The sequence below is a fragment of the Rhizobium sp. 05L429 genome, assembly GCF_056397645.1.
This window is the reverse complement of sequence record NZ_JBFTNV010000022.1, coordinates 97,001-111,376: the sequence shown is the minus strand read 5'-3', so window position 1 is coordinate 111,376 and position 14,376 is coordinate 97,001. Positions and strand designations below refer to the sequence as shown.

The following is a 14,376-nucleotide window of genomic DNA, read 5'->3' as shown; positions in this document are numbered from 1 at the left end:
CTACGCTACCAGCCGCAAGGGGGCGGAGAGTACATCAGAGCCTGCGGGAATGGGCAGCATCCTCGCGATCCAGGCGGATGCCAGTAACAACGCCGATCTTCAGCGCGTCTTCGAGCAGATCCGATCGGAACATGGCCGCATCGACGTGCTCGTCGTGAACGCGGGCCTGTCCGAATACGCTCCCCTTCAAGATATTTCCGAGGATCATTTCGATCGGACATTCGGCCTGAACGTCCGATCCCTCGTATTCGCGGCACAGGGTGCTATCGACATCATGCAGCCCGGCGGCACGATTGTGCTGATTGGCTCCATCGCGGGCGATATAGGCACTAAAGGGTATGGTGTCTATGGTGCTACCAAGGCCGCAGTTCGTTCGTTCACACGCACCTGGGCTAACGAACTTGCTCCCAGGGGCATTCGTGTCAACGTCGTTAGCCCTGGACCGACGGATACGGCGATGATGGCGGCCGCCTCACAGGAAATTCGAGACGCGCTGTCGAACATGATCCCTCTTGGGCGTATGGGGCGACCTGAAGAGGTCGCGGCAGCAGCCCTCTTTCTTGCAAGCGACGAGAGCAGTTTTACCACGKGTGCAGAAATAGCCGTTGATGGAGGTATGGCGCAGGTCTGACGCCTGCCTTCGACTGCCGCCGAAAGCGACACCTATGCTAAAGTGCGTAGGCAGGGTGGCTGCCGACCGATCTTTTTCAGGGACGATGCGAGGCATCATCAAGGGGTCCCCCGATCAACATCGTTTTTGCGTGGTGAGCGCTCAAGCAAGCATCGAACCTTGAAAACCTAAAAACCTGAAACATAGTGATTAGGGTTCGATGCGAACCTCCGTTTTCGCATCGAACAAGTTGATGCTCTGCCGATCGACGCCAAACCGAACCTGATCGCCTCTCCGGCCCTGAAAACGCGGCTCGGCTCTTGCGACGATAGAATGCTCGCCAACCTTCACGGTGACCATCGTGTCTGGACCGGTTGGCTCCACGACGTCGATCACACCCTTGATCGCCACGTCATCGTTGTCGACAAGCTTGAACTCTTCCGTCCTTATTCCGAGAAAGCATGCGCGGGACCCCACTGCGGTTTCCCGAGCGCTCACGGGAACGACAACACCCTCGCTTTCGAAGCGGCTGGCCGTTCCATCGGAGATCAGCCTACCCCTGATGAAGTTCATCGCAGGTGACCCGATAAAGCCGGCAACGAACATGTTTGCGGGCCGTTCATAGATCGTCCGGGGATCGGCAAGCTGCTGGACATGCCCGCCCTTCATGACGGCAACCTTGGTGGCCAGGGTCATCGCCTCGATCTGGTCGTGGGTCACATAGACGATGGTGGTGCCGAGCCGTTCGTGCAGCCGCTTTATCTCGGTCCGCATCTCCACCCGCAGTTTCGCATCGAGGTTGGACAGGGGCTCGTCGAAGAGAAACAGATCCGGGCTGCGCACGATTGCACGCCCCATGGCGACGCGTTGCCTCTGGCCGCCCGAAAGGTTCGCCGGCAGCCGATCAAGAAGATGGCTGATCTGTAGCATCTCCGCTGCTTTTTGTACTTCGATCCGACGTTCCTCTTCAGAAACACCGCGCATCTCGAGCCCAAACCCGATGTTCCGCGCCACCGACATCGTCGGGTAAAGGGCATAGGACTGAAACACCATGGCGATATTTCGATCCTTGGGCGGGAGTGCTGTAACCGATCGCTGACCGATCGCGATATCACCATCCGACGGCTCATCGAGCCCGGCAATGATGTTGAGCAAGGTAGACTTGCCGCATCCCGATGGTCCCAGGAGCACCAGGAAACCGCCGTCGTCGAGATCGACGTCTACGCCATGCAGCACCTTCAGGGCGCCATAGGACTTTTGAATCTTTCTGATCGATAGTGTCGCCATTGTAATGTCCTTAACCCTTGACCGCGCCCGCCGTGAGGCCCTGAACCATCGTGCGCTGGACGATGGCGAACAGGACGACAACAGGCAGGATGCTAAGGATGCCGCCGGCAGCGAGCACGCCCCACGGCAACTGGAACTCACCCACCATCAATTGCAAGCCTACGGGCCAGGTGCGCGAACCCTGCCCTGTCGTCAGCATCAGTRCGAAAATGAACTCGTTCCAGGCCGCGATGGCAATGAACACCGAGCTTGCGACAAGACCGTTTCGCGCCAGGGGCAAGATGATACGCCCCATGGCGCCCAAACGAGTGGACCCGTCGATACGGGCAGCGCTTTCCAACTCTTTCGGGGCGGCGTCGAAAAACCCTTTGAGCATCCAGACGAACAAGGGAAGCAGGAAGCTCGTATAGGCGAGCGCCAAGCCGAAGCGGCTATCGACCAGACCGACCGTCCGCATCATCACGAAGAGCGGAATGATCACCATCACGGCGGGGAACATGCGTACGAGCAGATAGCTCAGCATCAGTCTGTCGCGTCCTCTGAAGGATAGCCGCGAGAAAGCATAGGCTGCCAGCGTTCCGGTCACGACGCAGATCGCCACGGTTATCGCCGTCACCACGAAGCTGTTGGTGATCAGGACGGGGAAGTTCGACTGGGTCCAGATCGCGCGATAGTTCTGAAAGGTGATGGACCKGGGAATGTACTGCATCTGGGATGTCACGATGTCCGCTTCGTTCTTCAACGAGGTCAAGAACATCCAGACGATCGGTCCGAGGCAGAAAATCGTCATCGTGAAGAGGACGATATAGGTCAGGATGTCGGCCATTAGGCGGCGACCACGGCTGGTCTTGAACATTATCATTCTTTCGTGACCTGCGTGAATCTGATGTAGAGGCTCGCGAACACCATGAGGATGACGAACATGACGACCGAGAGCGCGCCGGCATATCCGAAGTTGAATTCGCGATAGGCGGTCTGGAACGCATAGAGCGACAAGACCTGGGTGGCGTTACCTGGCCCGCCACCGGTCAGGACGAGCAGCAGATCCGGTGAGTTCACCAGGCTGATCACCCGCAGGATGACGGCGGCAGTGATCACCGTCCGCAGCATCGGCACGGTGATCAGCCGGAACTGCCGAACAGGCCCTGCGCCATCGACGGCGGCGGCCTTGTAGAGATCCTCGGGTATGCCCTTCAGCCCGGCCAGAAACAAAAGCGCGAAAAACGGAAAGCCATGCCATGCCTCCACGAGAATGGTCGCCGCCAAGGCCGTGGCGGGATCGGCGAACCACGCCTTGTAGGTGCTCAACACGCCAATTCGAACAAGCAGGTCGTTGATGACTCCCAGCCGCGGATCCAGCAGAAGTGCCCACATGTGGCCCGCAACGACGTTGGGCAGGAAATAAGGAAGCAGGATCAAAACGCCGAAGAGTTTTGTGCCCGGCACATTGCGGTTCAGGGCCACCGCGGCGATGAACCCGAGCGTCACCTCGATCGCGATTGCCGCAGTCACCCAGATCGCCGTGTTTTTCAACGAGATCCAGAAGACGCGATCCGACATCATCGCGATGTAATGCCTGGCCCCGACCCAGCCGTTGAGGGCCGGCCGGGTGAGGCGCATTTCCCTTACGCTGATGACGAAGCCGTAGAGGGTCGGATAGGCGACAACCAGCAAAAGCAGGATCAGGCTCGGAAACAGCAGGAGGTAGACCCAATAGCGTGTTTCAGAAAGATCACCGAGCTTGGCGACTGGACCGCGGTGCAAGACTGATTTCATGTTTTCACGGCACAGGCCGTCCTCTCGGACGCGACGACGTTTCGTCGCCGCGTCAGTTTCATCACCGGAGGGCGGTTTCCAGACCCTCGATCATTCGATCGACGGCCTGCTCGGAAGTGAGTTGACCCGTGAGTACGGACTGGAAGGAAGGATTGACCACATTTTCCGACCACCCGGCAGCACCCACGAAGCTGTTCGGCAGGCGGCCGAAGTCGAGCGTCTGCGAGGCCGCCTGATAGATCGGGTTGGACTTGATCCGCTCGTCGTCGAGCGCGGCGGTCGATGCCGGGAAATAGCCGGTCGCCTCCAGCAAGGCTATCGCCGCATCCTTTTCGCCCCAGAAGCTGATCCAGTCCCAGGCAGCGTCAATATTGTCGTCCTTCATGATGCCGTTTCCGGCATAGGCCACTCTCGCGATATGCGCCTTCGGTCCCGCCGGCATCGGCGCTGTGGCGAACTGTACCCCAGGCTTCAAGGCAGCCGAAATTTCGATCAGCGATCCGGTATGGTGCCACACCATCGCCGTCTGGCCAGTGCGAAAACCTTCCATGATCTGACGATAGCTGTCGTTCGGAGCACTCGGAGGAACAACCTTGTCCTTCAGGAAGAGACTTGAATAGAAGGTGATTGCCTCGACCGCAGCGCTCTTGTCGATCGCCGCCTGTCCGTCCTTAACGATCGGCGACCCGAAGGCCTCCATGACATCGATGACATATTTGAAAGCGCCGGCTCCGCCCCGCATGCCGAAGGCATAGCGGCCTTTTGCCGGGTCGGTGAGCTTCTGGCAAACGGTGACGAATTCCTCGAAAGTCTTTGGCGGTCCGGACAGGCCGGCCTCCTCGAAATAGTCCTTTCGATAGTACATCCAATCGACGAACGCATAGGCGGGAACAGCGTAGATCGCACCATCCTGGGACATGCCGGTCCATCGGTTTTCTGGAAGATTGGCTTTTCCCTTCCACTCGTTAACGCGTTCGGAGATGTCGGTGAGCGCACCCATCGCCTTCAGATCGGCAAAACGTTCGGCGATCACCATCCCGGTATCAGGCCGCCCGCCGGCCACGACGGCGGACGATACCTTGGCCATGTACTCCGAGTTCGGGATGCTTTCCTGAGTGACCGCAATGTCCGGGTGGGACTTGCCGAAGAGCTCGATAATCTTCATCAGACCCGCGACTTCCGACTGGCTGGCAAAATGATGCCAGTAGCTGATCGCCGTGGCCGCACTCGCGGAGCGGACGCCGCTTGCGAGCGCCAGAGCCGCCGTCGCAACAAGAAATTCGCGTTTCGTGATCTGCATTTCTCATCCTCCCAGATATCAGAATTGTGATCTGATCGATCAGTTGGAGATAGCAGCCTTTTAATTTCGCGGCAATAGCCGAGTTGCCCCAGGGGTAAAACCCTGGAATCAGGCCAAGCCGAGATTGCGGTTTATCGCGGCCTGGAAATGCGCTTGAAGCGCCTTCTCGGCGGCATCGGCATCCCTTGAGGAACACGCTTCGAGGATGTCCAGGTGCTCTCTCAGGGTCCGCATCAGGATCGGCGGTGTCATCTTGCGGTCCAGCCGCAGCAGGCGCAGGTAATTGTGCATTCGGCGATAGGCGATATCGATCAGAGGATTGCGCAAAATCGCGATGATCTGACCATGAAGATCAAGCTCAAGCCTGTCCATTTCCGCGAGGTGCTCAGGCGTCATTCCATCCGTCTCAACCTTGCGCAATAGCCTGGAATGGCGGACTTCCAGACTGTTCATCGTGTCCTCACCGGCCTCCTCGGCGAATGCGCGAACAGCTGAACGCTCGACGATCGCGCGAAATTGAAAGGTCGCACGGGTCAGCTCGAGGCCCGGCCGCACAAACTGGATGCCGGAACGAGGATGGATCGTCAGGATGCCTTCGGCCTCAAGCATGCGTAGCGCGTCGCGCAACGGCGCGACCGGCACGCTGACGATCGCCGACAGCTCGCTCTGTGAAATGAAAGCACCGACCGGCACCTTGCGCTCGAACAGGCTTTCGAGGATCCGCTCGTAGGCGACATCGCTCAGCCGCGGCGCAGATATGTCCGGGGTCGCTGGTTTCGATCTACGCTCTTGCGATTTTTTCATCGATCCGATATTACCTCTGATAGATCAGTTATCAATGTAAAGCGATCAGAAAGCACTTTTATGCCCATCTCCGATTTTCGTATAACCCGATTTCAATTCGCCCGCGACAGGGTAATCGGCGACAGTCAGGTCCGCGCTGACGATGTCAACGTGGCAGCGCTGGAACTCATCGGCGAAAGCGGCAAGATCGGACTGGGTTTCATTCAGACGCTCTTCCACCCTCTGCCGGATCAGGCGGAGATAGAGGCGGTCTTCAAACATGAAGTCTGGCCCGGCATCGTCGGACAGGAGGCGATCGGCGTGGTTCATCGTGTCAGTCGCCCGCGCGGTGGAAACCAGCGCGCCTTTTCGCTGCCGTTTCATGAAGCCCTTCAAGTCGCCCTCTGGGACCTTGCAGCCAAAGAGGCGGACTTGCCCCTGCACAAGCTCCTGGGAAGCCGTCGCGACCGGGTGCGTGCCTATGCCAGCGGCCTCGATTTCCACCTGAGCGACGGTGCATTCTGCGCGCTTTTTTCGCATGCGGCCAGCCTTGGCTATGAAGCGTTCAAGATCAAGGTCGGCCATCTAGACTTCCGGCGGGACATGCGTCGGCTCGATCTGCTGAAGGAGGTCGTTCCGGCCGGGTCGCAGATCATGATCGATCCGAACGAAGCCTGGAATTCCAAGGAAGCGCTTGTCAAACTGACGGCGATCCGCGATGCGGGCCACGAACTCCTTTGGGTGGAGGATCCGATCCTGCGACACGACTTCGAGGGCCTTCGCACGCTCCGTCACGCCGTCAACTGGACGCAAATCAACAGCGGCGAATATCTGGACGCAAACGGCAAGCGGCTCCTGATGGAGAATTTCGGCACGGACCTGCTCAATGTTCACGGTCAAGTCACGGACGTCATGCGGATCGGATGGCTCGCCGCCGAGCTTGGCATTCCGGTCAGTCTGGGGAATACGTTCCTGGAGGTCGGCGTTCACATGGCCGCCGCGCTTCCGGAAGTCGAATGGCTGGAATATTCGTTCCAGAATTTCGATCATCTCGTCGAGCAGCCGATCGAAATTACCAACGGCTTCGCCTATGCCCCGGCCCGGCCCGGGCACGGTCTCGTTCTGAGCGAAACCGCCCGCAAGGAATGGTCCCGCCCGCGCCGCCTTGACCGATCGGAACTTGGCGCAGCACCGATCAACCTGCGCCTTCCGGCATACAGCTAAACCTGCGACTGAAAGCATACCTGTCGCAGGAGCGAGAAGAAACGAACTGCTACGGTTGACGAACTGGATGCCGAKTCCCAATCGCTATTCCCGGCGATCTGATGGCGACGCATTACGGCCAGCGCGCGTCTGTCGGCTTGTCGATCCTCCTGAGGTCTTGTGTGTAGTCGATCTCGGAAAATTCGCGGATGCAGTCGTACTCACCCTTGATGCCGCCCTCCATACCCGTCAGCCAGAAGGATTCGCGAAGGCCCTCGTTGATCGTCGCCCCCTCGCGATTGAAACCATAGAAGGGCAGCGCCAGATTTCTGAAGAAGTGCGATCGATCAAGCACCGTGCTTTTGCGGATTCCATCAAACGCCTCTAACGGTAATCCTTCCKGATTTTCGTCGGTTTTCAAGATGTAGCGGGCCCGGGGCGGATCCCCGAGCCCTTTTCGCTTATTTCGCAGTCTTAATCTTGTTGACCTCGCCGGCGCTCAATTCGCCGACAGTCGTCACCTCGCCATTGGTGATCTTCCAGAGACGGAACGGGCCGGTGATATCGCCATACTGATCGAAGCTGACAGGGCCGATGACGCCTTCGTACTTCACGGGCTTGCCGTCCTTGATGAGCTGCAGGGCCTTGGCAAACTCTTCCTTGCCGGCATGGATCGGCGTGCCGCCTTCGGCCACCACTCCCGGCACTGCAGCCTTGATGGCGGCAGCATCCGCCTTGCCCGCCTTGGCAATGGCGAGTGCGACGATCGCACCGGCATCATAGGAACGGTCCGCGGCCGGAGCCGACGGAGAAATGCCGCCCGAGAATGCTTCATAGTTGGCATTGAAATATTCGGTCGATGCCGTCGGGCTCGTACCGGAGGAGGTGCCGTAGGCGTTTTCGAGATATTGCGCGCCGACGCTTTCGATGAAGTCCTTGGAGTTCATGCCGTCGTTCAGCAGGAAAGTCTGCTTGCCGCCACCGGAAATCCAGGCGCGGGCGATCGTTGCGCCGTCAACCGGCGTGCTGACGAGATAGAGTGCATCCGGCTCACCCGCCATGGCGGCACTGGCTTCCGACGCATAGCTCGACTGCTTCTCATTGTAAKGCGTGGTCGAGGTGATCGTGCCGCCAAGCTTCGTGTAGGCCGTGGTGAACTCCTTCACCATGTTGACGCCGAAGTCATTGTTGACGTTGATGATCGCGATCTTCTTCAAGCCCTGATCAACAGCATATTTGGCAGCGGCCGTGCCTTGCAGCGCGTCCGAGGTGATCGTGCGGAAGAACACGCCGTTGGTCTTGCCTACGCGGCCAAGCTCGGTGAGCGTCGGCGAGGACGATGCCGGCGAGACCTGCACGACGCCGGCCGGAGCCGTAACCGAGGTCAGGATCGGGATCGAAACCGACGAGATAATGCCGCCGATGATGACCGGCACCTTCTTGATGTTGACGAGCTGCGTTGCCTGATCGACGGCGACATTGCCCTGGCTTTGGCTGTCGCGCGTATCGGCCACGACCTTGCAGCCATCAACGCCACCGGCATCGTTGAAATCACGGAAGGCCATTTCGACGGACTTTGCACCCGCCTGGCCGTATTCGCCGGCAGGGCCCGTTAATTCCATGACGAGGCCGACAGTGATGTCGCAATCGGCTGCGAAAGCCGGTGCCGTGGATGCCGCGAGTGCCGCAACCACAGCGGAAAGCAGAAATTTCGGTCCCATTTTATTCCCCTTTGTTGAGATTGTATTTCATGATGCTGCCGTGGCGGCCCTCCCGGTCCCGCTCCAGCGTATAGACGTCCCCTTCCAGCGGATTGCCTTGGCGCAGGATTGCCTCGATCTCTGCCAGATCCGTGTCGGTCAGCTTGATATTCGCGATGGCAAGATTGGATGGCAGGTGATCGCGGTTGCGGGCGCCGACAATGACTGCGGCGACGCCGGACTTGGTCAGCATCGCAGCACTSGCGACGGTCGCGATATCCACTTGATGCCGGTCGGCAATCTTCCTGAGCGTCGAGAGCAGCGCCTGGAAAAGATCCCAGCCGCCGAAATCGTCGATGATCAACTTGTATTTGGTGAGCGAGCGGTTTTCGAGCGGATGCTCCGGCTCCGGCTGCCCTAACCAACGATCGCCAAGGAAGCCACCGRCCACCGTGCCATAGCAGAACAGCGCGAAATTCTTCTCGGCGGCAAGCTGTACCATCTGCTTTTCCGGGCGCCGATCGAGCAGCGAATATTGCAGCTGCAACGAGGTAACCGACACGCCCGACGCGATGATCGTATTGATATGATCGGTGTCGAAATTGGTGCCGCTGACCTTGCCGATCTTGCCGGCCTGTTGCAGTTCCTTCAGCCAGCCCGCCGTTTCCAGCCAGCCAGGAATGTCATACGCCCACCAGTGAAACTGCACGAGATCGAGGCAATCGAGATTGAGCCGCCGGCGCGAAGTATCGACCACACCCTCGACGTAGGCCTTGCTAATCACGGGCAGCACCGCAAGGTCCGGAACGAACTTGGTATGCACGCGGATGCGCGAGAGGGCTTCGGCACCACGCAGATTGCCGTAGGCCAGACGGAAGCGGCCGATCAGGTCTTCCACCCCGGTATAGATATCGGCGCAATCGAACGTGGTGATGCCGGCGTCAGCGAAGGCGATMATGTCCTCGATGGCGCTCTCGGCATCGATTGCGCCATGGCCGCCCGCCAGCTGCCATCCACCGCGAATGACGCGTGATATCTCATAACCGGGGGCGATGGTGATGCGTTGCATGTCTGCTGGCCTATTCGTCAATCAAGGGAACCGCTGTTGTCGCGGCATGGCTGAAACGGCGGAGACCAGTTCGGGTGATCCTCAGCCGGGTGGAGCAATTCGGGTCAGGGCAAGCGATATCGGCATCCGTCGTCATCCAGTCGTTGGGATGGGTCGGACGCTGCTTGGCGGCCAGAAGCGGCAGGACTGAAGACAGCGAGTAAATGGAAATACCCTGCCCGGGCGGCAGATGAAGCATCTCGCCATGCAGTTCGAAATGGTCGCCGGGCTTGGCGCCGCAATAGACAGCACCGCCTTCGGGAATGATCACGTCCACCCGCAAGTCGAAAATGTCGAAGCCATCATCCACCGGATCAACCATGGCCAACTCCCTTTGCGGCCTCATCGTGTTCTGCATCCAGCCGCCCGCGGATAAGGTTGAAAGACCGGCTGATATCGTCGGAAAGCGACTGAACTGCGCTTTCGGCATCGCGCCCTTCCATCGCATCGATCAGCGCCCAATGGTGATTTGTCGCCGCCAAGCCGCCCTGTTCGTCATGAATATGCGCCGCCTTGCGGATGATCGCGCCCGATTGCAGCCAGAGGCTTTCAACGATCGGAATGAGTACGGGCGAGCGCGCAGCTTGGTAAATATGAAAGTGAAAGCGCTGGTTCAGCGCCGAGGTAACGTGGCCGATATCCTTGCCATGCTGCTCGAAGGCCAGGTCGCAATCGACATTGATCTGCTTGAGGATGGCGAAGTCTTCATCGCTGAGGTTCGGCAAGGCCAGCGCCACCATCTGCCCCTCGATCAGGATGCGCGCGCGGGCGAGATCGTCGAGACGATCGCGGGTGATTAGCGGCACACGCACCGACCGGTTCGGCAGGGATTCGAGTGCCTGCTCGGAAACGAGCCGTCCAAGCGCCTCGCGCACCGGCATGGTGCTCGTCTGCAGCCGCTCGGCGAGATCGACGATACGCAAGATATCGCCGGCATCAAACATGCCGTTGATCAGCGAATTGCGCAGTTGCGCGTAAACGCGGTCCTGCAGGGTCTCGCGACCGACCGGCGACAGCGCATCGTCGCGATCAAGGTTGCTGGCGGTATTTTCGGATGCTTTCCTCATCTGTACCGCCTCTCAATTTGGTCCGCTTGCAGCCGGTTTTTTTGGTTGCTTTTCTCCATACGGTAAAGTTTGATCAAACATCACCAATCAAATCAAGAGACTTGTTTCGTTCATGCCTTCTTCCGCGTCAGCTCCACCCTCGAACCTCGCGCCCGCTTCCCGAGCCGTGATCGATGCACGCGATCTGGTGAAGAAGTTCGAAGGCCATACCGCTGTCGCCGGCATGTCGCTGAAGCTTGCAGCCGGCGAAATGCTGGGGCTAATCGGCCCAAATGGAGCGGGCAAGACGACGCTGTTCAACCTGATCGCTGGCAGTCTCAAGCCGACATCGGGTGAAATCTGGATTGCCGGCCTGGATGTCTCGCAGGAAAGCCCCGAGCAGCGCATCGGCCACGGCGTCGGGCGCACCTTCCAGATTCCGAAACCCTTCCTCGAAATGACTGTGCTGGAAAATGTGCTGACGGGCGCGCAGGGGCAGGATGGCGAGCGGCTTTTTGCAAATTTCCTGCGCTTCGGTCACGTCCGGCGACAGGAGAAACTGGCGATCGACAAGGCGCGGGCGCTGCTGGAGTTTGTCACCCTGTCAGGCCTTGAGGCCCAACCTGCAAAAGTGCTCTCCGGCGGCCAGCGCAAGCTCTTGGAACTGGCACGTATCCTGATGGCCGATCCGCAGGCCATCCTGCTCGATGAGCCGGCCGCGGGCGTCAACCCCGCTTTGCTCGAAACCATCATGGAGCGCGTCATCGACCTCAACAGGCAGKGCAAGTCGATCCTGCTGATCGAGCACAACATGGACATGGTTTCGCGGCTCTGCTCCCGCGTGGTCGCCATGGCGCTCGGCAAACCGCTGGCCGAAGGCACGCCCGCCGTTGTCGCCGCCAATGCCGATGTGATCGAGGCCTATCTCGGGGCTGGGGCATGACGGTTCCTGCCCTTCGAACCCAGGCGTTGGTCGCCGGATATGAACCCGATCTGCCGATCGTGCGCGGTGTCGATCTCTCCGTGGCGCCCGGCGAATTGCTGGTGCTTCTCGGCCCCAACGGCGCCGGCAAGTCGACATTCGTCAAGGCGATCGCCGGTGTCTTACCCGTGCATTCCGGCAGCATCTTCCTGGGGGAGCGCGACATCACCCGCGTCGCCACCCACCGCAAGATCGGCGAAGGCCTCGCCTTCGTGCCGCAGACGGAAAACATCTTTGCGACGCTCTCCATTCGCGAAAACTTGCAGCTTGCAGCCGCCGTCTTGCCAAAACACCTTCGCGCGGAAAAGATCGCCGCTCTCTACCGCCGCTTCCCCGATCTCGCGACAAAGCCGTCGCGGCTGGCGGGGGCGCTTTCCGGCGGCCAGCGCCAGATGCTGGCGGTCGCGCGAGCGTTGATCGTCGATCCGCCGGTGCTCATTCTCGATGAACCATCCGCAGGCCTGTCTCCGAAGATCGTTGCGGAGGTCTTTGCGATGCTTCAGGAGATCAATGCCGGCGGCGTCACGGTTATTCTGGTGGAGCAGAACGTCAAGGCGGCGCTCGCCCTCGCCAGCCGCGCCGTCATTCTGGTCGAAGGCAAGATCCGCCATGAGGGCAAAGCATCTTCCCTGCTTGGCGATCCATTGATCGCCAAACTCTATCTCGGCACATCACAGCCGCATGAGGTGCCACAGCCATGAACCCGCAATTCCTGATGGATGGCCTGTTCGCCGGCGCGATGATTGGTCTGGGCGCCATCGGCGTGACGCTCACCTATTCGATCCTGCGTTTTGCCAATTTCGCCCATGGCGAACTCCTGTCCTGGGGGGCCTATCTGGCGTTGGCGGTGAGCGGCGGCCTCGGCCTCCTGTCCACCACGCTGACGAAGCCGCTCGGCCCGTTCTCCTTCGGCTGGTCCCTGCCGCTTTCAGCCATCCTCGCCATTATCCTCACGGGTGCCTTGGCGCTCGCCGTCGATGCCGTGCTGTTCGGTCGCCTGCGGGCGCGCGGCAGCGCCGTCATCATTCTGGTGATGGCAAGTTTTGGCGCATCGCTCGCCCTGCGCAGCCTGCTGGAATTCATCTTTACCTCGAAGCCCGCCTACTACACCAAGGCACTGCAAATCGCCGTCCAGATCGGCGGCGGACTGCGTGCAACGCCGGATCAGCTTCTGTCGCTTGGCGTCTCGCTCGTTGCCGTCATCGCCATTCACCTGCTGATGACCCGCACCGATATCGGACGCTCGATGCGGGCTGTCAGCGAAAACCCGGCGCTTGCCGGAATTGCCGGCGTTGATGTGCGTCGGGTGATCCGCGTGGTCTGGTTCGTCGGCGCGGCGCTCGCCTGCATCGCCGGCATCATGACCGGGTTGCTCGTCCAGATCCGCCCCTATCTCGGCCATGATCTGCTGCTGCCGCTGTTTGCCGCAGCGATCCTTGGCGGCATCGGCAGCGTGCCRGGTGCGATGATCGCCGGATTGATCGTCGGTCTTTCGGAAGCGGCAGCCGTACAAATGGTCGGTGCGGAGTGGCGTGCCGCCGTCTCCTTCGTCATCCTCGTTGCGGTCCTTCTTCTGCGCCCGCGCGGCCTGCTCGGGAGGGTCGCATGAGCCTAGACCTGATCGCCTACGCCGTCTTCTTTCTGACCATGGCGCTGACCTATGCCATCATGTGCCTCGGCCTCAATGTGCAGTGGGGCCAGACCGGCCTGTTCAACGTCGGCATTGCAGCCTTTGTGGCGATTGGCGCCTATGTCTCAGCCCTGATGACGACACCGGACGCTTCCGATCGTGTCGGCGGCTTCGACCTGCCGATTGCCGTCGGCTGGATGGGAGGTGCGCTCATCGCGGGCCTTGCCGCCTGGCTGGTCGGGGCGCTCACCATACGGCTCAGGTCCGATTATCTGGCGATCGCCACCTTCGGCGTCGCCGTCACCGTACAGCTTTGCGTGCTCAACCTGCAGCCGCTCACCGGCGGCGCCTTCGGCATTGGTTTCATTCCGCGGCCGTTTGGCAAACTCGCGGGCGATCCGCTCGCCTTCGGCCTTTCCAATCTCGCGCTGATGGCCGTCGTCGTGCTGGCGCTGTACCTCGCCCTCCAGCATCTGGCGAAAAGCCCCTGGGGGCGTGTGCTGCGGGCAATCCGCGAGGATGAAGCGGCAGCACAGGCACTCGGGAAGCGGCCGATCCGCTTCCGGCTGCAAGCCTTTGCCATCGGCGGCGCCATCATGGGGCTTGCGGGGGCGGCACAAGGGCATTTCATCGGCTTCATCGCGCCGGACAACTATCTGCCGATCCTGACCTTCCAGGTCTGGGCAATGCTGATCGTCGGCGGTGCCGGCAACAATCGCGGCGCAATTCTCGGCGCGGTGCTCGTCTGGGGTCTCTGGGCGCTGTCGGCCGCCGCCGTTTCCGCCTTCATCCCACCGGAGCAGCAGGCGCGTGCAGCATCCCTTCAGATCGTCATGATCGGGGTCGGCCTCTGCCTCATCCTCCTCCTGCGCCCTCGCGGCATTCTCGGCGCGTCGAATGCGCTGGCATCTCTGACGCGCAAGCGCCCGGAAAAGTCCAAGGAATAGAACC

The 14,376-nt window shown here is 60.3% G+C and carries 15 protein-coding genes and 2 pseudogenes; 6 read left to right on the top strand and 11 right to left on the bottom strand.

Features of this window, described 5'->3' with window-relative positions; genetic code table 11:
- On the top strand, positions 1–631 hold a 631-nt coding region (locus tag AC1DNW_RS22255; protein WP_477854394.1), incomplete at its 5' end, for an SDR family NAD(P)-dependent oxidoreductase.
- A gap of 189 nt (positions 632–820) precedes the next feature.
- Here the strand turns inward: AC1DNW_RS22255 and AC1DNW_RS22250 are convergent.
- The 6 genes and pseudogenes from AC1DNW_RS22250 to AC1DNW_RS22225 all read right to left on the bottom strand — a co-directional run.
- Positions 821–1,897, bottom strand: coding sequence for an ABC transporter ATP-binding protein (locus tag AC1DNW_RS22250; protein WP_477854393.1), 1,077 nt, complete (start codon positions 1,895–1,897; stop codon positions 821–823).
- 10 nt (positions 1,898–1,907) lie between these two features.
- Complete coding sequence (locus AC1DNW_RS22245) at positions 1,908–2,759, bottom strand: carbohydrate ABC transporter permease (protein ID WP_477854392.1); 852 nt, start codon at positions 2,757–2,759, stop codon at positions 1,908–1,910.
- Entirely contained in the window at positions 2,756–3,673 is a 918-nt protein-coding gene (locus AC1DNW_RS22240) for a carbohydrate ABC transporter permease (RefSeq protein WP_477854391.1), read from the bottom strand. The genes AC1DNW_RS22245 and AC1DNW_RS22240 overlap by 4 nt, the downstream gene beginning before the upstream one ends.
- A 61-nt stretch (positions 3,674–3,734) precedes the next feature.
- The gene (locus AC1DNW_RS22235) at positions 3,735–4,973 is read right to left on the bottom strand and encodes an ABC transporter substrate-binding protein (RefSeq protein WP_477854390.1); all 1,239 of its coding nucleotides are present in this window, start codon (positions 4,971–4,973) and stop codon (positions 3,735–3,737) included.
- 108 nt (positions 4,974–5,081) lie between these two features.
- Positions 5,082–5,582, bottom strand: coding sequence for a GntR family transcriptional regulator (locus AC1DNW_RS22230; protein ID WP_477854400.1), 501 nt, complete (start codon positions 5,580–5,582; stop codon positions 5,082–5,084).
- A 12-nt stretch (positions 5,583–5,594) separates the two neighbouring features.
- Positions 5,595–5,777 (bottom strand): annotated as a pseudogene (locus tag AC1DNW_RS22225) (transcriptional regulator); the annotation flags it as partial.
- Positions 5,778–5,837: 60 nt separating this feature from the next.
- Between AC1DNW_RS22225 and AC1DNW_RS22220 the strand changes: the two are divergent.
- Complete coding sequence (locus AC1DNW_RS22220; RefSeq protein WP_477854389.1) at positions 5,838–6,980, top strand: mandelate racemase/muconate lactonizing enzyme family protein; 1,143 nt, start codon at positions 5,838–5,840, stop codon at positions 6,978–6,980.
- 130 nt (positions 6,981–7,110) lie between these two features.
- Here AC1DNW_RS22220 and AC1DNW_RS22215 read toward each other — a convergent pair.
- The 5 genes and pseudogenes from AC1DNW_RS22215 to AC1DNW_RS22195 all read right to left on the bottom strand — a co-directional run.
- A pseudogene (locus AC1DNW_RS22215) lies at positions 7,111–7,383 on the bottom strand (alpha/beta fold hydrolase); the annotation flags it as partial.
- Between the two features lie 37 nt (positions 7,384–7,420).
- Positions 7,421–8,680: an ABC transporter substrate-binding protein gene (locus AC1DNW_RS22210; RefSeq protein WP_477854388.1), complete on the bottom strand. Its 1,260-nt coding sequence runs from the start codon at positions 8,678–8,680 to the stop codon at positions 7,421–7,423.
- Between the two features lies 1 nt (position 8,681).
- Entirely contained in the window at positions 8,682–9,728 is a 1,047-nt protein-coding gene (locus AC1DNW_RS22205) for an aldo/keto reductase (RefSeq protein WP_477854387.1), read from the bottom strand.
- A 10-nt stretch (positions 9,729–9,738) separates the two neighbouring features.
- Positions 9,739–10,089 carry a TIGR04076 family protein gene (locus tag AC1DNW_RS22200; RefSeq protein WP_477854386.1) on the bottom strand — a complete coding sequence of 117 codons (351 nt, stop codon included), beginning with the start codon at positions 10,087–10,089 and terminating at the stop codon, positions 9,739–9,741.
- Positions 10,082–10,834: a GntR family transcriptional regulator gene (locus AC1DNW_RS22195; RefSeq protein WP_477854385.1), complete on the bottom strand. Its 753-nt coding sequence runs from the start codon at positions 10,832–10,834 to the stop codon at positions 10,082–10,084. The genes AC1DNW_RS22200 and AC1DNW_RS22195 overlap by 8 nt, the downstream gene beginning before the upstream one ends.
- 112 nt (positions 10,835–10,946) lie before the next feature.
- Between AC1DNW_RS22195 and AC1DNW_RS22190 the strand changes: the two genes are divergently transcribed.
- From AC1DNW_RS22190 to AC1DNW_RS22175, 4 genes are read left to right on the top strand one after another with little or no spacing between them, the layout of a single operon-like run.
- Positions 10,947–11,756 (top strand): ABC transporter ATP-binding protein, encoded by an 810-nt coding sequence (locus tag AC1DNW_RS22190; protein WP_477854384.1) that lies wholly within the window; start codon positions 10,947–10,949, stop codon positions 11,754–11,756.
- Positions 11,753–12,496, top strand: coding sequence for an ABC transporter ATP-binding protein (locus AC1DNW_RS22185; RefSeq protein ID WP_477854383.1), 744 nt, complete (start codon positions 11,753–11,755; stop codon positions 12,494–12,496). The genes AC1DNW_RS22190 and AC1DNW_RS22185 overlap by 4 nt, the downstream gene beginning before the upstream one ends.
- Positions 12,493–13,404 (top strand): branched-chain amino acid ABC transporter permease, encoded by a 912-nt coding sequence (locus AC1DNW_RS22180; protein ID WP_477854382.1) that lies wholly within the window; start codon positions 12,493–12,495, stop codon positions 13,402–13,404. Before AC1DNW_RS22185 ends, AC1DNW_RS22180 begins: the two co-directional genes overlap by 4 nt.
- The gene (locus tag AC1DNW_RS22175) at positions 13,401–14,372 is read left to right on the top strand and encodes a branched-chain amino acid ABC transporter permease (protein WP_477854381.1); all 972 of its coding nucleotides are present in this window, start codon (positions 13,401–13,403) and stop codon (positions 14,370–14,372) included. The genes AC1DNW_RS22180 and AC1DNW_RS22175 overlap by 4 nt, the downstream gene beginning before the upstream one ends.
- Positions 14,373–14,376: the final 4 nt, after the last annotated feature.